Annotated in this window: 22 protein-coding genes; 14 read left to right on the forward strand and 8 right to left on the reverse strand. The window is 71.5% G+C overall.

Annotated elements, in window-relative coordinates; genetic code table 11:
* The 3 genes from E7Z54_RS19065 to E7Z54_RS19075 form a co-directional block, all read right to left on the reverse strand.
* The coding region (locus E7Z54_RS19065; RefSeq protein ID WP_136436309.1) for a DUF1992 domain-containing protein at positions 1–504 on the reverse strand (504 nt) is incomplete at its 3' end.
* A gap of 97 nt (positions 505–601) precedes the next feature.
* Positions 602–2,524, reverse strand: coding sequence for an ABC transporter ATP-binding protein (locus E7Z54_RS19070; protein ID WP_136436310.1), 1,923 nt, complete (start codon positions 2,522–2,524; stop codon positions 602–604).
* On the reverse strand, positions 2,515–3,186 hold the full coding sequence (locus tag E7Z54_RS19075) for a nitroreductase family protein (protein ID WP_136436311.1): 672 nt from the start codon (positions 3,184–3,186) through the stop codon (positions 2,515–2,517). The genes E7Z54_RS19070 and E7Z54_RS19075 overlap by 10 nt, the downstream gene beginning before the upstream one ends.
* Before the next feature lie 135 nt (positions 3,187–3,321).
* On the opposite strand from E7Z54_RS19075, the gene E7Z54_RS23495 reads away from it, so the two are divergent.
* The 3 genes from E7Z54_RS23495 to E7Z54_RS19085 all read left to right on the forward strand — a co-directional run bounded on the left by E7Z54_RS23495 (position 3,322) and on the right by E7Z54_RS19085 (position 7,977).
* The gene (locus tag E7Z54_RS23495; RefSeq protein ID WP_168798414.1) at positions 3,322–3,477 is read left to right on the forward strand and encodes a hypothetical protein; all 156 of its coding nucleotides are present in this window, start codon (positions 3,322–3,324) and stop codon (positions 3,475–3,477) included.
* A gap of 65 nt (positions 3,478–3,542) precedes the next feature.
* Positions 3,543–6,494 (forward strand): helix-turn-helix transcriptional regulator, encoded by a 2,952-nt coding sequence (locus E7Z54_RS19080; RefSeq protein WP_168798415.1) that lies wholly within the window; start codon positions 3,543–3,545, stop codon positions 6,492–6,494.
* 61 nt (positions 6,495–6,555) lie between these two features.
* Positions 6,556–7,977, forward strand: coding sequence for a cytochrome P450 (locus E7Z54_RS19085; RefSeq protein WP_240769790.1), 1,422 nt, complete (start codon positions 6,556–6,558; stop codon positions 7,975–7,977).
* A 19-nt stretch (positions 7,978–7,996) separates the two neighbouring features.
* On the opposite strand, the gene E7Z54_RS19090 is transcribed toward E7Z54_RS19085, so the two are convergent.
* A complete protein-coding gene (locus E7Z54_RS19090) occupies positions 7,997–8,440 on the reverse strand; it encodes a hypothetical protein (RefSeq protein WP_136436313.1) in 444 nt (147 codons plus the stop codon).
* Positions 8,441–8,629: 189 nt separating this feature from the next.
* Between E7Z54_RS19090 and E7Z54_RS19095 the strand changes: the two genes are divergently transcribed.
* Positions 8,630–8,995 (forward strand): VOC family protein, encoded by a 366-nt coding sequence (locus tag E7Z54_RS19095; RefSeq protein WP_136436314.1) that lies wholly within the window; start codon positions 8,630–8,632, stop codon positions 8,993–8,995.
* On the opposite strand, the gene E7Z54_RS19100 is transcribed toward E7Z54_RS19095, so the two are convergent.
* The 4 genes from E7Z54_RS19100 to E7Z54_RS19115 all read right to left on the reverse strand — a co-directional run bounded on the left by E7Z54_RS19100 (position 8,996) and on the right by E7Z54_RS19115 (position 13,238).
* Positions 8,996–10,171, reverse strand: a complete 1,176-nt coding sequence (locus tag E7Z54_RS19100) for a sulfotransferase family protein (RefSeq protein ID WP_136436315.1) — start codon at positions 10,169–10,171, stop codon at positions 8,996–8,998. It abuts the gene before it with no gap.
* Positions 10,161–10,958, reverse strand: coding sequence for an SDR family oxidoreductase (locus E7Z54_RS19105; protein ID WP_136436316.1), 798 nt, complete (start codon positions 10,956–10,958; stop codon positions 10,161–10,163). The genes E7Z54_RS19100 and E7Z54_RS19105 overlap by 11 nt, the downstream gene beginning before the upstream one ends.
* A gap of 217 nt (positions 10,959–11,175) precedes the next feature.
* Positions 11,176–12,345 carry a hypothetical protein gene (locus E7Z54_RS19110; protein ID WP_136436317.1) on the reverse strand — a complete coding sequence of 390 codons (1,170 nt, stop codon included), beginning with the start codon at positions 12,343–12,345 and terminating at the stop codon, positions 11,176–11,178.
* Entirely contained in the window at positions 12,342–13,238 is an 897-nt protein-coding gene (locus tag E7Z54_RS19115; RefSeq protein WP_136436318.1) for a TIGR03619 family F420-dependent LLM class oxidoreductase, read from the reverse strand. Before E7Z54_RS19115 ends, E7Z54_RS19110 begins: the two co-directional genes overlap by 4 nt.
* A gap of 46 nt (positions 13,239–13,284) precedes the next feature.
* Here E7Z54_RS19115 and E7Z54_RS19120 point away from each other — a divergent pair, with 46 nt between their 5' ends.
* From E7Z54_RS19120 to E7Z54_RS19165, 10 genes are all read left to right on the forward strand, one after another.
* Positions 13,285–13,773 (forward strand): nitroreductase/quinone reductase family protein, encoded by a 489-nt coding sequence (locus E7Z54_RS19120; protein ID WP_240769791.1) that lies wholly within the window; start codon positions 13,285–13,287, stop codon positions 13,771–13,773.
* A gap of 9 nt (positions 13,774–13,782) precedes the next feature.
* Positions 13,783–14,214, forward strand: coding sequence for a nuclear transport factor 2 family protein (locus tag E7Z54_RS19125; RefSeq protein WP_136436320.1), 432 nt, complete (start codon positions 13,783–13,785; stop codon positions 14,212–14,214).
* A 59-nt stretch (positions 14,215–14,273) separates the two neighbouring features.
* Positions 14,274–14,867, forward strand: coding sequence for a hypothetical protein (locus tag E7Z54_RS19130; RefSeq protein WP_136436321.1), 594 nt, complete (start codon positions 14,274–14,276; stop codon positions 14,865–14,867).
* Positions 14,867–15,877 (forward strand): hypothetical protein, encoded by a 1,011-nt coding sequence (locus tag E7Z54_RS19135; RefSeq protein WP_136436322.1) that lies wholly within the window; start codon positions 14,867–14,869, stop codon positions 15,875–15,877. The genes E7Z54_RS19130 and E7Z54_RS19135 overlap by 1 nt, the downstream gene beginning before the upstream one ends.
* A 128-nt stretch (positions 15,878–16,005) precedes the next feature.
* Entirely contained in the window at positions 16,006–17,871 is a 1,866-nt protein-coding gene (gene dnaK / locus E7Z54_RS19140; RefSeq protein ID WP_136436323.1) for a molecular chaperone DnaK, read from the forward strand.
* A complete protein-coding gene (gene grpE / locus E7Z54_RS19145; RefSeq protein ID WP_136436324.1) occupies positions 17,868–18,518 on the forward strand; it encodes a nucleotide exchange factor GrpE in 651 nt (216 codons plus the stop codon). The genes dnaK and grpE overlap by 4 nt, the downstream gene beginning before the upstream one ends.
* Before the next feature lie 63 nt (positions 18,519–18,581).
* Positions 18,582–19,751, forward strand: coding sequence for a molecular chaperone DnaJ (gene dnaJ, locus E7Z54_RS19150; protein ID WP_136436325.1), 1,170 nt, complete (start codon positions 18,582–18,584; stop codon positions 19,749–19,751).
* Positions 19,751–20,185, forward strand: coding sequence for a heat shock protein transcriptional repressor HspR (locus E7Z54_RS19155; protein WP_136436326.1), 435 nt, complete (start codon positions 19,751–19,753; stop codon positions 20,183–20,185). The genes dnaJ and E7Z54_RS19155 overlap by 1 nt, the downstream gene beginning before the upstream one ends.
* A gap of 136 nt (positions 20,186–20,321) precedes the next feature.
* Positions 20,322–21,653: a hypothetical protein gene (locus tag E7Z54_RS19160; RefSeq protein ID WP_240769792.1), complete on the forward strand. Its 1,332-nt coding sequence runs from the start codon at positions 20,322–20,324 to the stop codon at positions 21,651–21,653.
* Between the two features lie 41 nt (positions 21,654–21,694).
* On the forward strand, positions 21,695–21,887 hold a 193-nt coding region (locus tag E7Z54_RS19165; RefSeq protein WP_431188814.1), incomplete at its 3' end, for a hypothetical protein.

Raw genomic sequence — 21,887 nt, forward strand, 5'->3', positions numbered from 1 at the left:
CGCTGGCGGGGGAGCGGCGGCCGCTGCCGTCGTACGACGCCGGGCGTCGCGGCGCTCCCTCCACTCCGCGACGGTCGACTCCAGGTCCCGCGGCATGGTGATCAGCGGCGGCCCGTCGACCGGGGTGTAGCGGGCACGGATCACGCGCTCGTTGAAGTCCTGGACGAACTCGCGGACGTCGCGCTCCGAGGCCAGCTCGTCGATCCGGTCGTCGAGCTCGGCGTCGTCCTTGCGCAGCTGGAGCGCCGGTGGCAGCACCGTGATCCGCTCCCGCTCGACGAGCTGCTTGACCCACCAGTCGGGGTCGTAATGCTCGCCGAGGCCCTTAAGCGGCTTGCCTGCCCCGGGCAGGTTGTCGAAGTCGCCGCGCGCCATCGCCTGTCGCACCTGGAGGTCGACCCAGGTGTGCTGCTGCTCGATCCTCGCCCTGGCAGCCGCCTTCTCGGCCTCGCGCCGCTCGCGTTCGGACGCCGGGTCCGGGGTGGTGTCGTCGGGTTCGGGCATCGCGCTCACCTCGACACCACGATACGGGGCCGCCGAGCCTGAGCCTCCAGTCACCAGACCTCGAGGCCGCGGCGTCGACGGCGCGGCGACGGCGAGGCTAGAGCGAGACGTCCGCCCGCCGCTCGTCGTACGGCGTCCGCGGGCCGCCGGGACGGGAGAACTGCTCCTCGTAGAGCCGCTTGTAGAGGCCGCCGGCCGCCAGCAGGTCCTCGTGCGTGCCCTGCTCGACGAGCCGTCCGTCCTCGAGCCCGAAGATCACGTCGGCCGACCGGATCGTCGAGAGCCGGTGCGCGATCGCGATCGTGGTACGCGACCGGGTGGCGCGCTCCAGCGCCTCCTGCACCAGCCGCTCGGTCTCGGTGTCAAGCGCCGACGTCGCCTCGTCGAGGATCAGGATCTCGGGGTCCTTGAGCAGCACCCGCGCGATCGCGAGCCGCTGCTTCTCGCCGCCGGAGAGGCGGTAGCCGCGCTCACCGGTGATCGTCTCGTAGCCCTCGGGGAAGCTCATGATCCGGTCGTGGATGTTGGCGTCGCGCGCCGCCCGCTCGATCTCCTCCGCGCTCGCCTCCGGGCGCGCGTAGGCGATGTTGTCGCGGATCGTGCCGTGGAACAGGTACGGCTCCTGGGTCACCATCCCCACCGCGTCGGACAGGGAGGAGAGGGTGAGGTCGCGAACGTCCACGCCGTCGACGAGGACGGCGCCGTCGGTGACGTCGTAGAACCGCGGGACCAGGTAGGTGGCGGTGGTCTTGCCCGCCCCGGAGGGTCCGACGATCGCGGCCAGCTGGCCGGGCTCGACCACGAGCGAGACGTCCCGCAGCGCCCAGGCCGCGCCCTCGGGCCGGACCGCGTCCCGGTCCTCGATCCGCACGCCGCTGTCACCGAACCGGTCGCGGGTGACCGTACCGGACAGGGCGCGCGGCTCCGGGTAGCGGAACCAGACGCTGCGGAACTCCACCCGTCCCCGCACCCGGTCCGGCTCCAGGGCGACGGCGCCGGGGCGCTCGGTGATGGCGGGCTTCAGGTCGAGGTACTCGAAGATCCGGCGGAACAGCGCGAGCGACGTCTGCACGTCGAGACTCACCCGCATCAACTGCAGGAGCGGCATCTGCAACCGCCCCTGCAGCGTCGTGAAGGCGACCAGGGTGCCGGCCGTGAGCGCGTCCTCGCCGCCGGGCAGCCGGCCGGTCATGATCCACCCGGCCAGCAGGTAGATCAGCGCCGGCGTGATAGCGAAGAACGTCTGCACCACCGCGAAGAACGTCCGACCGGTCATCGCCTGCTCGACCTGGAGCCGGGTCTGCCTGCGGTTCGCCTCGCGGTAGCGCTCGACCTCCGACTCGGCCCGGTTGAAGACCTTCGCCAGCAGGATCCCGGAGACGCTGAGCGCCTCCTCGGTGATCGCGGTCATCTCCGAGAGCGACTCCTGGGTGCGGCGCGCCAGCCGCTGCCGGCGGCGGCCGACCCGCAGCTGGAGCCAGACGAACAGCGGCATCAGGATCAGGGTCAGGATCGTCAGCTGCCACGACAGGATCACCATCGCCGCGAACGCCGCGACCACGGTCACCGAGTTCTGCACCATCGTGGTGGCCGTGTCGGTCAGCACGGTCCGCACGCCGGCCACGTCGTTGGCCAGCCGGGACTGGATCGCCCCGGTCTTCGTGGCGGTGAAGAACGCCAGCTCCATCTTCTGCAGGTGCTGGAACAGGTCCCCGCGCAGGTCGGCCATCGCCGAGTTGCCGACGGTCGAGGTCAGCCAGTTCTGTCCGATCCCGATCAGTGCGGTGACGACCGGGATCACGCACATCCCGGCGGCGAGCCAGGCCAGCAGTCCGAGGTGCGGTCCGCCGCCCTCGAGCGGGAACAGGGCGTCGTCGAAGACCGCACGGGTCAGGAAGGGGACCAGCGACTGCAGCGCCGCGGACGCCACCACCGCGACCAGCACCAGCGCGATCTTTGCGCGATAGGGCCGCAGCAGCCGCGCCACCCGCGGCAGCACCCGGCGGTCGGTCACCGCCATCCGGCACCCCAGCGGCCGCGGTGCGCCACCTCGTCCCAGGGAGTACGACGCCGGCGGCCCGCCGACCCGCGGGCACCCTCGGCGAGAGGAGCCGGGTGGCCGACCGTGATCGCGCCGATGGGGTGCGGCGCCTCCTGCTCGGCGGTGTCGACCAGGCCGAGCACCTCCTTGACGGCGTCGACCCGGTCGGGCACCAGCCCGAAGAAGCAGCCACCCAGTCCCGCGTCGGTGACGCTCTGCAGGATCAGCAGGGACGCCATGGCGGTGTCGAGGTGCCAGTAGGGCATCGCCCAGCGGCTCTCGTCCCACAGCCGGTCGGCGTCGAGCTCCGCACGGGCCGGGCTGACCTTGTCCGGCTCCGCGTAGCGGTCGAGGTAGGCCGACCGGCGGCTGCACGGCACGATCACCACCGGAGCGCTCATCATCCCGGTGAGCCAGCGGTCCGCCCGGCCTCCCGGAGCGGCCGCGGTGGTCTGCGCGGACCAGAAGCCGGACACCACGTCCGGGGTGTCGAGGACGACGAACGCCCAGCCCTGGCTGAACCCGGCGCTCGGGGCCCGGGTGGCGTGGTCGAGCGCGCGCTCGACCACCGCCGGGTCGACCGGATCAGCGGTGTAGGCGCGCACCATCCGGCGTCGTCGTACGACCTGTGCGAACTCCACGCGACAAACCTCCGCTCCGAACCGAAATATCGCACCCGCGAGGCCTCAGGTGTGTGACCGAGACGACATCCCCGGCCCGCGAATAAGGCACTTGCCCGATGTGTGGTGCTACCTCAGAGGACGAGTCTCTACGTCATGAGCAACACCGACCTATTCATCAACGCCGAAGTCGAGTACCGCCGCCAGCGGGCCGCCCGGACCGTCGTCGCCACCCGCGGCGGGCGCAGCCGGGCGTCCTGGCTGCGCCGGCTCGCCGCCGCCGACCCCAACCTCGAGCGCCGCTCCAGCTGACCGCGACCGCGCTGCCTGTGGGCATCCGACCGCGGCTGTCGGCGCGTGGCACCATGATGGTGCCCGTGGCCGCACACAGCAGCCTGACCATGGTCGGGCGGGACGACGAGCTCGCCCAGCTCGCCGCCGTCCTGACCGATCCCGGCCAGCGCGCCATGCTGGTGGCCGGGGACGCCGGGGTCGGCAAGACCCGCCTGCTGCGGGCCCTGCGCGACCGCGCGCTGGGGGAGGGCTGGCAGTTCTTCGCCGGCCACTGCCTGGACTTCGGCGACAGCGCCCTGCCGTTCCTGCCCTTCAGCGAGGTGCTGGGGCGGGCCGCCGCCGACCTGCCGGAGCTGGTCGGTTCGGTGGTCACCGAGCATCCCGCCATCGCGCGACTCCAGCCGGGCCGGCGCACCCTCGCGCTGTCCGAGGAGGGCCAGGGCGTCGCGCACGCGGCCGACCGCGGTGACCTCTTCGCCGCCGTGCACGCCTTCCTCGACGCCGCCGCCGCGCAGGCGCCGGTGCTGCTGGTCGTCGAGGACCTCCACTGGGCCGACCAGTCCACCCGCGACATGCTCGGCTTCCTGTTCACCCGCCCGTTCGCCCACCCGGTGGCGATCGTGGCCTCCTACCGGTCCGACGACCTCCACCGGCGCCACCCGCTGCGGCGCCAGGTCGCGGAGTGGTCGCGGCTCCCACGGCTGGGCCGGCTGCAGCTGCGGCCGCTGCCCGAGCCCGCCGTTCGTGCCCTGGTCCACGAGCTCGCCCCCGCCGGCCTCGCCGAGCGTGTCGTGGCGCGCATCGTCGCCCGCGCCGAGGGGAACGCCTTCTTCGTCGAGGAGCTGGTCGCCTCCGGCGACTGCGGCGACGACGTGCCGGGCGATCTCGCCGACCTCCTGCTGGTCCGGCTCGACCGGCTCTCCGAGGAGGCCCGCCAGGTGGTGCGGGTCGCCAGCGTCGCCGGCCGCAAGGTCACCCACGAGGTCCTCGCCGCCGCGGCCGACCTGCCGCCCGACCAGCTCGATGCCGGCGTGCGCCAGGCCGTGGAGATGAACGTCCTCGAGGTCGGCGGCCAGTACTACTCGTTCCGTCACGCCCTCCTCGGCGAGGCGATCTACGACGACCTGCTGCCGGGGGAGCGGGTGCGCCTGCACGCCCGCTACGTCGTCGCGCTGTCCGGCGGAGCGGGGCGCGGCACGGCCGCCGAGCTCGCCCGGCACGCGCGCCGCGCCAACGACCTCGACCGTGCGGTGACGGCGAGCATCGAGGCCGGCGACGAGGCGCTCACCGTCGGCGGTGCCGACGAGGCGGCCGACCACTACGAGCAGGCGCTCGAGCTGCTCGAGGACGCCGAGCGGAGCGAACGGCTCGGGATCGAGCGGTCCAAGGTCGTCGTCAAGACCGCAGGAGCGCTCACCACCGGCGGCGACACCCTTCGCGCCGCGCACCTCCTCCAGCAGCACCTCGATCGGCTGCCCGTCGACGCGCCGCCCACGACCCGGTCGCGGCTGCTCAGCGAGTACGCCTCGATGCTCACCATCATCGAGACCGACCGCGATCCGGTCGCCCTGTCCACCGAAGCCGTCCGGCTCGCGCCCGAGGGGGAGAGCCCGCTGCGAGCGAAGGTGCTCTCCACCCACGCCCGGGTGCTGTCAGGCGCGGGCCGACACGACGACGCGGAGACCTTCGCCACCGAGGCGCTCGCGCTGGCCGAGCGGCTCTCGATGCCGATCGTCGCCTCCGAGGTGGTGACCACCCTCAGCGGCCTGCGGCTCAAGCAGGTCGAGGGCGACGATCGCGAGGCCCTGCACGGTGCCCTCGAGCGCGCGGTCAACCGCGCGGCCGACGCCGGCGCCCTGCAGGCCGAGCTCCGCGGACGCTTCCTGCTGGGTCGGCTCCATCAGGACCTCGGCGAGTGGGACCTCGCGACCCGCTGGTTCCGCTCCGCCGTCCAGCGCGGGGAGCGGGCGGCCCTGCCGTGGGCGCCGTACAGCATCGAGTCCCGCTGGCAGCTGGCGTGGGTGCACTACATCACCGGCGAGTGGGACGAGGCACTCGCCCTGATCGGCGCCGTCGACGACCCCGCCGGGCCGGTGATCCCACGCGCCATCGTCGAGCCGACCCGGCTCGCCATCCTCTGCGCCCGCGGTGAGGACGTGCTGGCCCGGGCCCGCGGGCTCCGCGACCTGTGGATGGACGAGGGCGGGGTCGCCGTCTACAGCTCAGGGGTCGAGATCGAGATCCATGGCGCCCGCCGCGACGGCGTCGCCGCGATCGCGGTGTACGACGACGCCGTCGCCGTCCTCTCCCGGATCTGGCAGGAGCACTTCGCCGGTCGGGTGCGGCTGGCTGCGCAGACCCTGGCCGCTGTCGCCCGTGCGGTGCCGAGCGCCACCGCGTCGCAGCGGCGCTCCCTCGTCGAGCAGGCCGACCGGTTGCTGGCCGAGGGCAGCGCGGTGGTCGACCGGTTCCAGGACCTGCCCGGCCACTGGGGACCCGAGGGCCAGATGTGGGCGACCCGGCTGGTCGCCGAGCACCTCCGGGTGCGCTGGCTCGCCAGCGTCGACCCGGCGCCCCGCGAGGAGCTGGTCGCCGCCTGGGCGGAGCTGGTCCAGGCCACCACGAAGTACGGCCACGTCCCGGAGCAGGCCCGGGTGCGGGCGTCGTACTCCCAGATCCTGCGGTCGGTCGGCGAGACCGCCGCCGCCCGCGAGGAGGAGGACGCGGCGCGTGAGCTCGCCCAGCGCCTGAGCGCCCCCGGGCTGGTGTCCGACCTGAGCACGAGCGCGCCGGGGCGGCAGTCCGAGTCTTCGACGCGGACGACCGGGACGACCGGCCGGGCCGCGCTGACCGCCCGCGAGCTGGAGATCCTCGCCCTGGTCGCCGAGGGCCGCACCAACGGCGACATCGGCAAGCAGCTCTTCATCGCCACCAAGACGGTGAGCGTGCACGTCTCCAACATCCTCGGCAAGCTCGGCGCCGCCAGCCGCACGGAGGCGGCCGCGATCGCCCGGCGCGAGGGCCTGCTCGCCTGACCCGGTCGGCTCCTACCACGGTCGGATGTCGCGAGCGTCGGCACGCACTAGCGTCGTACCGGTGACGACGCCACTGTCCGCGGACCCCCACGAGGACGACACCCTCGCGCTGACCATGCGCCGGTTCCGGCACATGAGCAGCGTCGGCGGCACCGGACTGCCGCCGGTGCCGACCGACGGCCTCCCGCCGGGCCCGCGCTGGCCGGCGCTGGTGCAGACCGCGGCGCTGATGCGGTTCCGTCACCAGTTCCATCCCTGGCTGCACAGGAGGTACGGCGACGCCTTCACGGTCAGGCTGGTGCCGGGCGGTCGGCCGCTGGTGCTGTTCACCTCGCCCGAGGCGACCAAGGAGATCTTCGCCGGCGACCCGGAGGTCTTCCACGCCGGCAAGGGCAACGCGATCCTCGGCCCGGTCATGGGTGAGCACTCGCTGCTGCTGCAGGACTCGACCGAGCACCACCGCGCCCGCAAGCTGTTGATGCCGGCGTTCCTCGGCCACGCGCTGCGCGGCTACCGCTCGATGGTGGCCGAGGTCGCTGCCGCCGAGGTCTCCGGCTGGCAGGAGGGCGAGGAGTTCCGGTCGCTGGACCGGATGAACGCGCTGACCCTCGAGGTGATCCTGCGCGTCGTCTTCGGCGTCACCGACGAGCAGCGGCTCGCGCAGCTGCGACCGGCCGTCAACCACACCGTCGAGATCAGCCCGGTGGTCCTGCTCGGCTGGGCCTACCCGAAGCTGCAGCGGTTCGGGCCGTGGCGGCGCACCGTCGAGAACCAGATCGCGCTGGACAGGCTGATGTACGCCGAGATCCGCGAGCGTCGCGAGGCCGCCGACCTCGCGGAGCGGGGCGACGTGCTGTCCCGCCTGCTCGCCGCCGGCTCCGACGAGGCCGAGGGCGGCCTGGCCGACGTCGAGCTCCGCGACCAGTTGGTCACCCTGCTGCTCGCGGGGCACGAGACGACCGCGTCCGCGCTCTCGTGGGCGCTGGCGGAGGTCGGCCGGAGCCCGGACCTGCTGGCCCGCACCCAGCGGGCGGTCGACGAGGGCGACGACGCGTGGCTGGAGGCGGTGCTCAAGGAGTCGATGCGGCTGCATCCGATCATCCCGATGGTCGTCCGCACCCTGATGAGGCCGGCGAGCGTCGGCGGCTACGACCTGCCGGCCGGGGCCACGGTCGGCCCGTCGATCATCATCAGCCACCAGAAGGACGCGAACTTCCCCGATCCCGAGGTCTTCCGCCCCGAGCGCTTCGTCGCCGGCCTCAACGGCGGGGAGGTCCCGGCGCTCAACGTCTGGATCCCGTTCGGTGGCGGCGTGCGGCGCTGCATCGGCGCCGGCTTCTCGCTGATGGAGGGCGTCGAGGTCCTCCGCGAGGTCTTCAGCAGGTACGACGTCACGACCGTCGGCACCGACGTGCCCAAGGTCCGCAACATCACCAGCGTGCCCCGGCGCGGCGCGCGGATCCGGGTGCGGGCGCGGGCCTGATCGGGTCGAGCGGCTCGGGTCAGGCGGCCTGCCGGACCACCTCGAGGGTGGCGGCGACGTCCTCGAAGACGTCGCAGTAGGTCGGGTAGTCCGGGCGGGCGACCGAGCCGGTCAGCGTGATCCCGATGCCGTCGACCACCCAGGCCCACTGGTCGCAGAGGACATCCGTGGCGCCGTGGCGGTAGGCGAACCGCCGGTAGGAGACCACGTGGTCCCCGAGCCGGAACTCGTCGTCCTCCTCGAGCTCGAACCTGTCGAGCTGGACGGCCATCGCCTCGACGGCCTCGCCGCGCCAGGCGGTGAGGTCGGTGTCGACCGGGACGCTGCGGACGACCAGCTCGGGTGGGAATCCGCTCGCGGGGACCTCCCGCGAGCGGGCCGCCACCACGATGCCGTGGTCGGGGTCGGTGCGAGTGACCCAGGGGCGGGGGACGGACACGGTGATGCGGTGGGCCGGGTTCACGAGGACTCCTCCGAGAGCGGTGTGCGGGATCGTGCGGAGCCTGCGTCGATCCGCCGGACTCGGAAACCTGCTGGGTCGGCGCCTGTGGATGGCCGCCTGAGATCGGTGCGCCGAAAGCAATCGGGGTCGTCTCGGCGTCGTCTCGTCGTCTCGTGGTCAGATGTCGCCGCAGGCACGTAGCGTCGGTCCATGGCTATCGCACGCAACCCGGTCCTCGTGATCGACTGCCCCGATCCCGGGGCGCTCGCCGAGTTCTACGGCGCGATCCTCGGCTGGAGGCCGAACGTCGACGCCGACGGCGGCTGGGCGTCGGTCCGCTCCGACGCGGGACGGATCGACTTCCAGCGGGTCGAGGCATACCGGCCGCCCCTGTGGCCCGGGCAGGGGGTCCCCCAGCAGATGCACCTCGACGTGGACGTCGACGACCTCGACGAGGCCGAGGGCGCCGTCCTCGCCCTCGGAGCGGTCAGGCACGACCATCAACCCGGCACCACGTTCCGGGTGTTCCTCGACCCCGCCGGTCATCCGTTCTGCCTCTGCCTGGCGGACGCCTGACTAGAGCACGAACGCCTCGCGCACCTGCTCCTCGGTCAGCCCGTAGTCACTGAGGTCGTACCTGTGGGACGGCCGGCGCGGGCCCTTCCGGGACTCGTCGTCCAACTGCTGGACGGCGGCCCGCGCCTCGTCGCTCCACTCCATGCCGAACGCGTCGTAGATGGTGCCGACGGTGCCGACCGGGTCCGCCACGAACTCCCGGTAGTCGACGTCCACGAACTGGCTCTCGTCGTACTTCGACCGCGCCTGCCAGAACGAGTGCCACTGGCGGGTGAGCAGGCCCAGTTGGTCGCGACCGAGGGTCTCGCCGACGAACGTGGTGGAGTGCCCCGCCGTGGCCTCGGCCGACAGCGAGCAGGAGGAGGCGACCGACGTGACCGGGTCGCGCTGGGTCATCACGATCAGCGCGTCCGGGTAGACGCTCATCAGGGCGTCGAGTGCGATCAGGTGCGAGGGGTTCTTGAGGATCCAGCGCTTGTCCTGGTCGTTGAGCCCGATCAGCTGGAGGTTCTGCCTGTGACGCTGGTAGGCGTCGGTCCAGTCCTGGGCGGCGAGCCAGTCGGAGTACGTCGGCACATGGGCCAGGGACTCGAAGCCGATCGACTTGCCGGTCTGCCGGAGCAGCCGCCAGCACTCCTCGGGCTCGGCGGCGTCGGAGTAGTGGATGCCCATGAACTCCGGGTTGCTCACGTGGTGCTGGGCGAACGCCGCCTGCATCGCGGAGAAGATCGGGTCGTCCTCCCAGGTCTCCCGCGGCGGCCGCGGCTGCGGGAACTCCGTCAACCACATCTCCAGGCCCTGGTGGGCGGGGTCGGCGCAGAGCAGCCGGCTCAGTGCCGTCGTCCCGGTGCGGGGCAGGCCGAGCACGAAGATCGGCCGCTCGATGCTCACCTCGGCGTGCTGGGGGAACTCCGTGAAGCGCGCCTGGGTCAGCAGCCGCGCGACCAGCGCGCTCTTCACCTGCGAGCGCATGAAGTAGTTGCCGACCGGCGTCAGGCCGGCCTCGGGGGAGTTGAGGTCGTCGACGACGAGCCGGAACGCCTCCTCGTGCTCGGTGCCGCCGAAGTCCGTCAGGCCGGTCGTGCGGACCGCAGCCGCGCAGATGTCCTCGTAGCTGCCGACGTCGGCCCGCTGCCGCGGCTCGGATGGTCCACCCGGTCGGGAGTCAGTCGACATGGAACTCACCGCAGTCGACGTTGAGCATCACGCCGGTCACCGCGGAGGCCAGGTCCGAGGCCAGGAACAGGGTGGCCCGGGCGACCTCCTCCGGCACCGCCAGGCGCTTGAGGTCGGTGGGCGCGGCCTTCTCCGCGTACACCTCCTCGTGGGTCCGCCCGGTCTCCGAGGCGATCCAGTCGAAGTAGGCCTTGTTCACGTCCTCGTAGATGTACGACGGCGCCACGCTGTTGACCCGGATCCCGCGCGGGCCCAGCTCGGTGGCCAGCGACGACGCCATGTGCTTGAGGGTGCCCTTCGACAGCTTGTAGCCGGAGTACTCCGGCTGGCTGCTGTACACCACGCACGAGTTGACCATGATGATCGAGCCGCCGGCCTTCTCCGGCGTCTCCGCGAGCGCGTCGGCGAACAGCGCCGACAGCCGCAGCGGCGCGAACACGTTGGTCTCCTGCGCCGCACGCAGACCGTCCAGCTCCAGCGTGGTGATCGGGTCCATCGGCGGGATCCCGAAGGCGTTGTTGATCAGGCAGTCGACCCTGCCGAACTCCACGACGGCCGCGTCGACGAGGTTCTTCCGGGCCGCCTCGTCGGTGATGTCCGTCGGGACGACCAGCGCCCGCCGCCCGTACGACCGCACGACCTCCGCCATCTTCTCCAGCCGCTTCGGCGTCCGGCTGGCGAGCACCAGGTCGGCGCCCATCCTGGCGGCCTCCTCGCCGAGCGAGCGGCCCAGGCCGGGGCCGACACCGGAAAGGACGACGACTTTGTCGGTCAGGAGATCCACCACGGGCGTCAGACTAGAACGTGTTGCAGTTTTTGGCCATGGGTTGGTGCAGGTTTATCAAGGGATGCAGCCGAACCTGCACTTCCCTAGCGTTGCTCGCCCGGGGAAGTGTGGGTTCGGCTGCATCCCTTGATAAAGCCGCGCCGCCGCCTGACCAACCCACGACGGGAAGCGTCGATTCGCCTACATCCCTTGGGAAACCGGCACCCGCCGTCCACCCCTACGACAACATCCGCCGCGCCACCGCCCGCTGCCGGGCCGCGATCCGCTCGGCGTACTGCTCAGACGTCAGGGGCGCCAGGTGCTGCAGTCTGGACGGCACCTCCGCGAGCGGCACGATCTCGACGGTCGGGCCGTCGGCCGGGGTCAGGTCGCGGGTGAGCCGCTGCCAGCGCAGCATGATCGGGCCGGTGCGGTGGCCGGTGGTCTCCAGCCAGTTCGCGATCGGCGCCGGGGAGTCGGGGGTGCCGGCCGGCGGGCGCTCCGCGATCACGAACCGCATCACCCCGTCGGGGTCGGTCACGGCCTGGGCCTTCGTCAGCGAGGTCTGGTGGGTCTCGTAGTCGGTGGAGGCGTACCAGTCCGAGCCGATCTGGATGGCCTGGTAGCTGCAGTCGTCGCAGCGCGGGACCGAGACGACCATCGCCTCGTCCTCGCCCAGCTCGTAGTGGCCGATCGAGGAGAACTGCGACGCGAGCCCGCCCGGCGTCGCCGACGGCACGGTCAGCGTGTTGACCGGCTCCTGGTACTGGAAGAAGTGGGGGAAGGCGAACCAGGTCTGGATCGAGCCGACCAGGGAGCGCGCCGCGACGTCGTACCGCTTCTGGAGCCGCTCCCGCGCCAGCGGACGTTTCGGCCGGCCGAGGGTGTCCGGGCGCTCGATCCACAGAGTCCCGCGCGACTCGCGCTCCCAGTCGTTGAACACCTCGCGCACGATCAGCGTCTTCGCGCCCGGCTCCGCGACGTAGCGGAACTCGAAGCTGCCGTCGTCGGCGATCTCCAACTCGCGGTCGTCGAAGGCCGTCAGGCTGGTGGCGGCCGAGCTCGCCGAGTAGGCGCCCCCCAGCACCTGGAACGAGAGGTCGGCCGAGGTGCCGCGGCGCCCGCGCACGACGTACTCGACGCCCTCCTTGAGGTAGGCGTTGAAGTAGATGGCGTCGGGGTTGTCGAGGCCCTGCCGCGAGAACTGGTGGGTCGGGTTGATGAAGAGCGGGTGCTCGAGGTCGTAGTCGAACGCCGTCTGCATCGCCATCCGGATCCGGCCGGCGAGGTACTCGTACCCCTCGAGCCGGTCGGCCTCGGTCCGGATGAACGGCGCGTTCGCGATCAGCTCCTCGGCCTCGGCGATCGCGTCCTGCAGCGGCTTGGTGAGGCCGAGGGACTCACTCATCGGTCGACCTTCGCGATGACGTTCTCGGCGTACTGCTCGAGGTTCTTGATCTTCGTCTCCAGCGGCTCGGGGTCCGGGCCCTTGATGTAGGGGATCCGGAACCCGACGATGCAGTCGGTCACGCCCTTGTCCTCCAGCCGCTTCACGCCGTCGGGGGAGTAGGCGTCGTAGGAGATGACGTGCACCTCGAACTCCGAGGCGTCGCGGGTGTCGCCCTCCTCCTCGCGGATCTCGGCCAGCCGGGTCAGCAGCCGGTCCAGCTCCTCGCCGTCACCGCCGGCGTGCATCCACCCGTCGCCCTTGCGTACGGCGCGGCGCAGCGCCGCGTCGGAGTGGCCGCCGACGAGCAGGGGGATCTTCTCGGTCGGCGCCGGGCACTGCTGCAGCGGCGCGACGTCGTAGAACTCGCCGTGGTAGCTGAAGAACGTGGGCTCCTCGCCGGGCTGGGTCAGGCCGCGCACGATGTCCATGCACTCGTCCATCCGCTTCCCGCGCCTCTCCCACGGCACGCCCATCGCGGCGAAGTCCTCCGGCCAGGGGGAGAGCCCCACGCCGAGGCCGAGCCGGTTGCCGGAGAGGAACGCCAGCGACGAGGCCTGCTTGGCGACGAGCACGGGTGGGCGGACCGGCAGCTTCAGCACGAACGGCGTCAGCCGCAGCGTCCTGGTCACCGCGAACAGGTGCGCACAGAGGATGAACGTCTCGATGAACTCCTTGCCGAGCAGGAACTCGCGGTCCCCGGTGTCGGTGTAGGGGTACTTCGAGTCGGACTCCTGCGGGTAGATCAGGCTGTCCGCGATCGTCATCGAGGTGTATCCCGCCGCCTCGCAGGCCTGGGCGAGCGGGGCGTAGTAGGAGGCGTGGGTCATGCCCTCGGCGAAGGAGAAGCGCATGCCGCCACACTAGAACCTGTTCTAGATATCTGCCAGAGTGAGCGCCGTGGCACTGCCGAAGGAGAAGCCGACCGGGCTCGACTCACCCGTCACCGCCAAGCTCATCAAGTACGGCGCCAAGGCGAACGTCGCGCTGTTCCGGCTCACCGGCGGCCGGGTCGGAGGCACCTGGCGGATCGGTTCGGGCTGGCGGAAGCCGGTGCCGGTGCTGCTGCTCAGGCACCTGGGACGCAAGAGCGGCAGGCCCTTCACGACGCCGCTGCTCTACCTGGCCGACGGCCCGAACCTGGTGGTCGTCGCCTCCCAGGGCGGGCTGCCCAAGCACCCACAGTGGTTCCACAACCTGGTGGCGAGCCCCGACGCGACCGTCGACGTGCGTGGCGAGCGCGGTCGCCGGGTGCGGGCGCGGGTCGCGGGCGAGCACGAGCGGTCGGCCCTGTGGCCCCGCCTCGTGGACCTCTACGCGGACTTCGCGAGCTACCAGTCGTGGACGGACCGGGAGATCCCGGTCGTCGTACTCGAACCGCGCGACTAGGAGCCGGGAATGGACCTGCAGGAGCTGAGCGACCGCACCGAGATCGGCGACGCGCTGATCCGCTACACGATCGCCGTCGACACCGGTGAGTTCGACCGACTGGACGACGTCTTCACGCCGGACGCGCAGATCGACTACACCGAGAGCGGCGGTGTCGCCGACTCGTTCGCCGTGGTCAAGCCCTGGCTCGCCGAGAACCTGCCGGCCTTCTCCACGAAGCGGATGCACACGCTCGGGCAGATTGCGATCGACTTCGCGAGCCCGCGCGAGCAGGCCCGGGTGACGGCGTATTTCCACAACCCGATGCTGATCTCCGACGGCCGAGGCGGCGAGCGGATGGTCGAGGTCGGCGGGCTCTACCACCACTCGTTCGTGCGCACCGACGCCGGCTGGCGGTCCCGGCGGCTGCACGAGCAGGTCGTCTGGACGCGGGGCTTCTGAGGGAACCGGGTGCCCGGAGCCGGTTTGGTCGACATCCCCGGGTCCCACACAATGGGCTCGTGACCGAGCCGAAGCAGCCCCACGCCGAACGCCCTGTCCTCAACGGGCTGGTGGCGCTGCTGGCGGTCGGCCTCGGCGTCGGCCTGATCCTGGCGCTGGTGGCGCTCGCCGGCGCCAACCTGCTGGGCCTCGACAGCGACAGCGGTGCCTCCTCGGCCGCCGACGCCACGGTGCGCGACTCGATGTACATCCCGAGCGAGTTCGAGTCCACCGGCGACAGCGGCCCGCTGATCACGCTCGCGACCGAGGAGACCGAAGAGCCGACCGCGACCGCGACGGCGACCGAGGCTGAGACGACTGCGACGACGGAGCCACCCAAGCCGGGCCGGATCTCGCTCCAGGCCGAGCAGGGCTCGGTGGCCGCGGGTGAGCGCATCTACTTCGCCGGGATCTATCCCGACGGCGAGGGCGCCATCCTCTGGGTCCAGCGGTTCGAGAACGGGGCCTGGGCCGACTTCCCGGCCAGCGTCGGCGTCTCCAACGGCACCTTCCGCAGCTACATCTTCACCGAGATCAGTGGCCTCAACCGGTTCCGGGTGATCGACCGCGACACCGGCAAGGCCTCCAACGAGATCAGGGTCCGCGTCGGCTGATGCCGCGGCTGGCCCGGCTGGCCCGGCTGATCGTCCTGGTCCTCCTGCTGACCGGCTGCAGCGCAGACGAGCCGGGGGCAGGCTCCGCCGAGAAGGACTGCCGGCCGTCCGACGGACTGACCGAGGCCGTCCGCTCGGCCGACGGCTCGTTCCTCCTCGTCTCCGGGGAGTCCTGGGAGCTCTGCTCGCCCCGGGGGGAGCGGACGGCGGTCGGCTCGGCGAAGCCGTCGGCCGACGGCGAGCCACGAGTGGAGGCGGTCGCGCTCGACCACGGGTTCCTGGTCACCCCTGAGTGGGGCTCCTACGCCGTGCTCGGGCCTGACGGCTCGCTCAGTGAGCCCGTCGACCTGCTGCGGGACGAGCTCCCGGTCCACCCGACCGAGGCCGGGGACCGCGCCCTGGTGACCCCCATCGGGCCCGAGGTCGCCCTACGACCCTCGACCGGCGAGATCTTCACGCCCACCCTGCTGGCCAGGGACGACCCCGACGCCTACGTCCCCGGTGTGACGCCCGACGCCTGGGGCCTCGATGCGGCCGGGCGGCTCTGGGCCCAGTTCGGCGACGAGGTCCGGTACGCCGACGGCGAGCGGTGGCGCCGTGCCGGCCCGATGCCGCGACGGGCCGGCACCGCCGTCGGGCTGTCGGTGGTGACCGCGGAGCACCTGGTCGCCCTCACGGTCGACAGCAACCTGGGAATGGCGACGGCACTTCACGTCCGCGGTCTCGGTGCCGGCGGAGCGTGGTCCGACATCCCGCTCCCCGGCCTGCTCGCCGAGGCGGGCGAGGTCCTGGTCGTCGACGAGCGGCGGGTCCTGGTCCCGCTCGCCGAGGGCCCCGCGGTGCTCGACCTGACCGAGGGGACCCTGGAGCCGGTCGAGGTACCGGGTCAGGCGCCCGGCGCGGACCCCGATGCGGTCTGGGTGGCTCCCGGCGGGCTGGTCTCCCGCGACGCCGGGCGGCTGGTGTGGTCCGCCGACGGCGGCGCCACCTGGGAGCCGGCTTTCCACTGAGTCCGGGAACAGGCCCGGTGGGCGCCGTCGTTGAGCCCTGTGGCAAACTTGAGTCAATCCGACTCAACTAATCTACTGGTCGCGCTCGCCGGCCCTCGGCGGGCATCGCACCACGGGAGGACACAGACATGGCACGAGCTGTCGGCATCGACCTCGGCACGACGAACAGCGTCGTCGCGGTCCTGGAGGGCGGCGAGCCCACGGTCATCGCCAACGCCGAGGGGGCCCGGACCACGCCGTCCGTCGTCGCCTTCGCGAAGAGCGGTGAGGTGCTCGTCGGCGAGGTCGCGAAGCGCCAGGCGGTCACCAACGTCGACCGCACCATCCGGTCGGTCAAGCGGCACATGGGCACCGACTGGAAGACGAAGATCGACGACAAGGACTTCACGCCCCAGCAGATCAGCGCGTTCGTCCTGCAGAAGCTGAAGCGGGACGCGGAGGCCTACCTCGGCGAGACCGTCACCAACGCGGTGATCACGGTCCCGGCGTACTTCTCCGACGCACAGCGGCAGGCCACCAAGGAGGCCGGTGAGATCGCGGGGTTGACGGTCGACCGGATCGTCAACGAGCCGACCGCGGCGGCGCTGGCGTACGGGCTCGACAAGGGCGACGACCAGACGATCCTCGTCTACGACCTCGGTGGCGGCACGTTCGACGTGTCGCTCCTGGAGATCGGCGAGGGCGTCGTCGAGGTGAAGGCCACCAGCGGTGACAACCACCTCGGCGGCGACGACTGGGACAACAAGATCGTCGAGTGGATGGTCAAGAAGTTCAAGGACGCCAACGGCGTCGACCTCGCCGCCGACAAGATCGCGGCGCAGCGCCTTCAGGAGGCTGCGGAGAAGGCGAAGATCGAGCTGTCGTCCTCGAGCGACACGACGATCCACCTGCCCTACATCACGCACGGCGAGAACGGCCCGCTGCACTTCGAGGAGCGGCTCACCCGCGCCGAGTTCCAGCGGCTGACCGCGGACCTGCTCGAGCGCACCAAGGCGCCGTTCCAGAACGTCCTCAAGGACGGCGGCGTCGCGATCAAGGACATCGACCACGTGGTCCTGGTCGGCGGCTCCACCCGGATGCCGGCCGTGACCGACCTGGTCAAGGAGCTGCTCGGCGGCAAGGAGCCCAACAAGGGCGTCAACCCCGACGAGGTCGTCGCCGTCGGTGCGGCGCTCCAGGCCGGCGTGCTCGCCGGTGAGGTCAAGGACGTGCTGCTGCTGGACGTCACTCCCCTGAGCCTCGGCATCGAGACCAAGGGCGGCGTGTTCACGACCCTGATCGAGCGCAACACCACGATCCCGACCAAGCGCTCGGAGATCTTCACGACCGCCGACGACAACCAGCCGTCGGTGGAGATCAAGGTGGCGCAGGGCGAGCGTGCGATCTGGTCGCAGAACCAGCCGCTCGGCAACTTCGAGCTGACCGGCCTCCCGCCGGCTCCCCGCGGCGTGCCGAAGATCGAGGTCACCTTCGACATCGACGCCAACGGCATCGTGCACGTCTCGGCGAAGGACCAGGCCTCGGGCCGCGAGCAGTCGATGACCATCTCCGGCGGCAGCGCGCTGTCGAAGGACGAGATCGACCGCATGGTCAAGGAGGCAGAGCAGTACGCCGAGGAGGACGCCCGACGGCGCGAGGCCGTCGAGGTTCGCAACCAGGGCGACCAGCTCGTCTACACCACCGAGAAGTTCCTCGCCGACAACGGCGACAAGGTGCCCGACGAGGTGAAGACCGAGGTCCAGGCCGACGTCGACGCGCTCAAGAAGGTGCTCGAGGACGCCGACGCCGACAAGGACACGATCCAGGCGGCCGTGTCCAAGGTCGGTGAGTCGAGCCAGAAGATGGGTGCGGCGATGTACGCCGCGGCCGAGGCCGAGTCCGCCGCGGCCGGCGGTAGCACCGGCGCCACGGGTGAGGCCGACGACGACGTCGTCGAGGCCGAGATCGTCGACGAGGACAGCGCCAGCGGCGACGGCGAGGGCGAGACCAAGTGACCGAGGAGGAGGCCTTCGAGACGGGCGCTGCCCGCTTTCCTCAGGGCTCCGCCGTCACGCCGGAGGGGGAGCAGCCCGGTGCGGCTGCTCCCTCCCCGGAGGGCGACCCGGCCCCGGTCGACGAGGCTCCGGTGGTCGAGGAGGCCCCGCAGGGCGATGAGGCCGACGGGGTCGAGGAGGCGGTGGCCGAGCCCGGAACGGAGGCCGACGAGCTCACGGTGACCAGGATCGCCCTGGAGGAGCGCACCCTGGACCTGCAGCGGCTGCAGGCCGAGTACCTCAACTACAAGCGCCGCGTCGAGCGGGACCGGGAGCTGATCAAGGAGAACGCCACCTACTCCGCGCTCACCCCGATCATCGACGTGCTCGACACGATCGACCGGGCCCGCGACCACGAGCCGCTCGACGGTGGCTTCAAGGCGGTCGCCGAGCAGCTCGAGCGTGTCGTCGCGGGCCTCGGCCTGGTGAAGTTCGGCGAGCCCGGCGACGCGTTCGACCCGACGGTGCACGAGGCGCTCTCGCACATCGGGGTGGACCCCGAGGTCGAGGTCACGACGTGCAAGGTGATCGCCAAGGCCGGCTACAAGATCGGTGACCGGGTCGTCCGGGCAGCGCAGGTGCTGGTCGTCGACCCCGCCGACGACTGATGCCAACGGGAGACGCAGGGTGTCTGCGAGACGCTCGGATCGTTAGATGAGGGGAGGTGCGCGATGACTGAAGAGGGGATCCGGTCCGACTGGGCCACGAAGGACTTCTACAAGGAGCTGGGCGTTCCGAAGACCGCCTCGGCCGAGGAGATCAAGAAGGCCTACCGACGCCTCGCGCGCGCCAACCACCCCGACTCCCACCCCGGCGACGCGGCGAAGCACGAGAGGTTCAAGGCGGTCGCCGAGGCCTACGACGTCATCGGCGACCCCGAGAAGCGCAAGAAGTACGACCAGACGCGTGAGCTGTTCAGCCGCGGCGGCTTCCCCGCCGGGGGGTCCGGCTTCGGCGGCGGTGGCGTCAACATCGACGACCTGCTGCGCGACCGCGCCGGCGGTGGCGGTGGCTTCGGCGACCTCTTCGGCGACCTCTTCGGAGGTGGCTTCGGCGCGACGCGTCGCCCGCCGCGCGCGGCCCGAGGCGCCGACCTCGAGACGACGGCGACCATCGGCTTCGTCGAGGCCCTCGAGGGCGTCACCGTGTCCCTCCGGATCGCGGCCGACGGCGCCTGCGCCACCTGCCACGGCACCGGCGGCAAGCCGGGGACGAAGCCGCACATGTGCACCACCTGCGAGGGCAGCGGCTTCGTCACGGCGTCGGTCGGCGGCGCGTTCTCGATGAACGAGACCTGCCCGTCCTGCGGCGGCCGCCAGCTGCTGTACGACGAGCCGTGCCCGGCCTGCCACGGCAGTGGCCGGGGGAAGTCCGCCCGCACCATCCAGGCCCGGATCCCCGCCGGGGTCAAGGACGGGCAGCGCATCCGGCTGCGCGGCAAGGGCGCGCCGGGCGAGAACGGTGGCGCGCCGGGCGACCTCTACGTCACGGTGAAGGTCGGGAAGCACCGGGTGTTCGGCCGCAAGGACGACCACCTGACCGTGGACGTGCCGGTCTCCTTCGCCGAGCTCACCCTCGGCGCGGAGGTCAAGGTACCCATCCTCGACGGGGCGCCGGTCACCCTGCGGATCCCGCCGGGAACCCCGAACGGCCGCACCTTCCGGGTGCGCGGCAAGGGCGCGAGGAAGGCCGACGGCAGCCGCGGCGACCTGCTCGCCACGGTCGAGGTGCAGGTGCCGGCGACCCTGACCGCCGAGGCCAAGCAGGCCCTGGAGGACTACGCCGCCGCGACCGCCGACGTGCCGCTGCGCGCGGGTCTGTTCGAGGCCGGAGGAAGCTGATGGCGACCCGTCGCCCTCCGCGGGTGCAGCCACCGTCCGCCGACGACGCGGTCTTCGTGATCAGCGTCGCGGCGCAGCTGAGCGGCCTGCACCCGCAGACCCTGCGCACCTACGAGCGGATGGGCCTGATCACGCCCGGCCGCACCGGCGGCGGCGGCCGTCGCTACTCCTACCGCGACATCGAGCGGCTCCGCGGGATCGCGGAGCTGACCGCCTCCGGCATCGGGATCGAGGGCGTCCGCCGGATCCTCGACCTGGAGCACACCGTCGCCGCCCTGCGGGCCCGCAACGAGGAGCTGCTCGCCGAGGTCGAGGCGACCCGGGAGGCGCTCCGCCAGTCACTGTCGACTCGCGCGGCGCCGCGGAGCAACCTGCCTGCGCTCCGCCAGGGCACGACCGGGCAGTCCGTCGTCGTCTGGCGCCGCAACATCTGAGCGCTCGGCGCAGGTGTGTGCGACACCGCGACCTGAGATCTTTGGGCCGGCCGGCACCCCAGGCACTAACCTCGGCTCGTCGGGTCCGTCCGTCGGCGAACGGGGCGCGGTGGGACTCCCGGGACGAGGGGTGCGTGTGGACGCGGTGGTGGACTGGCTGAGCGACTGGGTCGCGCAGGTCGACTGGCTCACCCTCCTCTCGATCCCCGTCTTCACCGGTGTCGTCGGCTGGCTCATCAACTGGTCGGGCCTGTGGATGCTGTTCAAGCCCATCGACTTCCACGGCGTCCGGGTCAGCGGCCTGCGCGAGGTCGCCGGGGTGCTGCCGCGGAGGATGCAGGAGGTCCCCGGCCTGATGGACGGCGGCCTGGGATGGCAAGGCATCGTGCCCGCGCGCGCCGCGAAGATGGGCAGCATCGCCGTGGACAAGGTCATCGCCAAGCTCGGCACGCCGGCGGAGTTCTACGCCCAGCTCGAGCCCGACCAGATCGCCGAGCACATCGTCCAGGTTTTCCGTCCCGACCTCCCCGACCTCGTCGAGGAGGTGATGCGCAAGGAGCATCCGCGCCTGTGGCGCGACCTCCCGCGTCCGGTACGACAGGCGGTCATCGACCGGGTCCAGGCGCAGCTGCCTGCGGTGGTCAAGACGATCACCGACGAGATCGGCGTGCACATCGACCAGCTGCTCGACCCCAAGATCATGGTGATCGACCACTTCCGCGACAACCCCGAGCTGGTGGTCAGGGTGTTCAAGGACGTCGGTCAGCGCGAGCTGAACCTGATGGTGGCGTTCGGGTTCGTCTTCGGCTTCCTGCTCGGCATCCCCGTCGCCATCGTGGACGTCACCTTCCACCTCTGGTGGCTGTTGCCGATCCTGGGCGTGATCGTCGGGTGGACCACCAACCTGCTCGGCATGTGGCTGATCTTCGACCCGCCGGAGGAGAGGCGGATCCTGGGGATCAAGGTCCAGGGACTGTTCCTGCGCCGCCAGGACGAGTGCGCCGAGGTCTACGCGCGGATCATCGCCGACGACGTGATCACGCTGGAGCGGATCGGGGACTTCCTGATGGACGGTCCCCGTGGCGACCGGACGCGGCACATGATCGCGACCGCCATGCGCCCGGCGATCGACAAGGCGGCCGGTCCGCTGCGCGGCGCGGTCAACGTGGCGATCGGAGGCAAGCGGTACGACAGCATCAAGGACACCTTCGCCATGGAGGCGGTCGGGCGCACGATCACGCCGTTTCGCGACGCCGAGTTCAGCCGGAAGCAGGCGGAGCGGATCCGCGTGCTGATCGCCCGCCGCACCAAGGAGCTTCCGCCGCGGGACTTCGTGGAGATGATGCGCTCGGCGATCAAGGAGGACGAGTGGATGCTCTACGCACACGGCGCGATCATGGGTGCGGCGGGCGGGTTCCTGCACGTGGCGATCTTCAACTGGGGCCTGATCCCCGGTTTCCCTGCGTGAGCACCGAGGAAGGGACACAGGTCGTGGCCATGATGCCAAAGATGCCCGAGGAGTCCGACGAGGACCTGCCGCGGCTGCCCGCGCTGCCCCCGCTGACCGGGCCGACGGTGGTCGAGTCGCTGCCCGGGCTGGCCCGGGTCGCCGCGTCCGCCGCCCTCCACACGACCGAGTGGAGCGTCCGCACGACGGCTCGCAGCTGGCTGCGGGTGGGGCGCGCGGTGACCAGCCGCGACG

The sequence above is a fragment of the Nocardioides sp. genome (assembly GCF_004803405.1).
Taxonomy (GTDB): domain Bacteria; phylum Actinomycetota; class Actinomycetes; order Propionibacteriales; family Nocardioidaceae; genus Nocardioides; species Nocardioides vastitatis.

Bases quoted from the DNA above. Each gene is read 5' to 3' on its own strand.
- E7Z54_RS23495 (WP_168798414.1), top strand. From the start codon at position 3,322: ATGAGCAACACCGACCTATTCATCAACGCCGAAGTCGAGTACCGCCGC.
- E7Z54_RS19115 (WP_136436318.1), bottom strand. From the start codon at position 13,238: ATGCGCTTCTCCTTCGCCGAGGGCATGACCCACGCCTCCTACTACGCC.
- E7Z54_RS19095 (WP_136436314.1), top strand. From the start codon at position 8,630: ATGGCTATCGCACGCAACCCGGTCCTCGTGATCGACTGCCCCGATCCC.
- E7Z54_RS19100 (WP_136436315.1), bottom strand. From the start codon at position 10,171: ATGTCGACTGACTCCCGACCGGGTGGACCATCCGAGCCGCGGCAGCGG.
- E7Z54_RS19125 (WP_136436320.1), top strand. From the start codon at position 13,783: ATGGACCTGCAGGAGCTGAGCGACCGCACCGAGATCGGCGACGCGCTG.
- E7Z54_RS19110 (WP_136436317.1), bottom strand. From the start codon at position 12,345: ATGAGTGAGTCCCTCGGCCTCACCAAGCCGCTGCAGGACGCGATCGCC.
- E7Z54_RS19135 (WP_136436322.1), top strand. From the start codon at position 14,867: ATGCCGCGGCTGGCCCGGCTGGCCCGGCTGATCGTCCTGGTCCTCCTG.
- E7Z54_RS19070 (WP_136436310.1), bottom strand. From the start codon at position 2,524: ATGGCGGTGACCGACCGCCGGGTGCTGCCGCGGGTGGCGCGGCTGCTG.
- dnaK (WP_136436323.1), top strand. From the start codon at position 16,006: ATGGCACGAGCTGTCGGCATCGACCTCGGCACGACGAACAGCGTCGTC.
- dnaJ (WP_136436325.1), top strand. From the start codon at position 18,582: ATGACTGAAGAGGGGATCCGGTCCGACTGGGCCACGAAGGACTTCTAC.
- E7Z54_RS19155 (WP_136436326.1), top strand. From the start codon at position 19,751: ATGGCGACCCGTCGCCCTCCGCGGGTGCAGCCACCGTCCGCCGACGAC.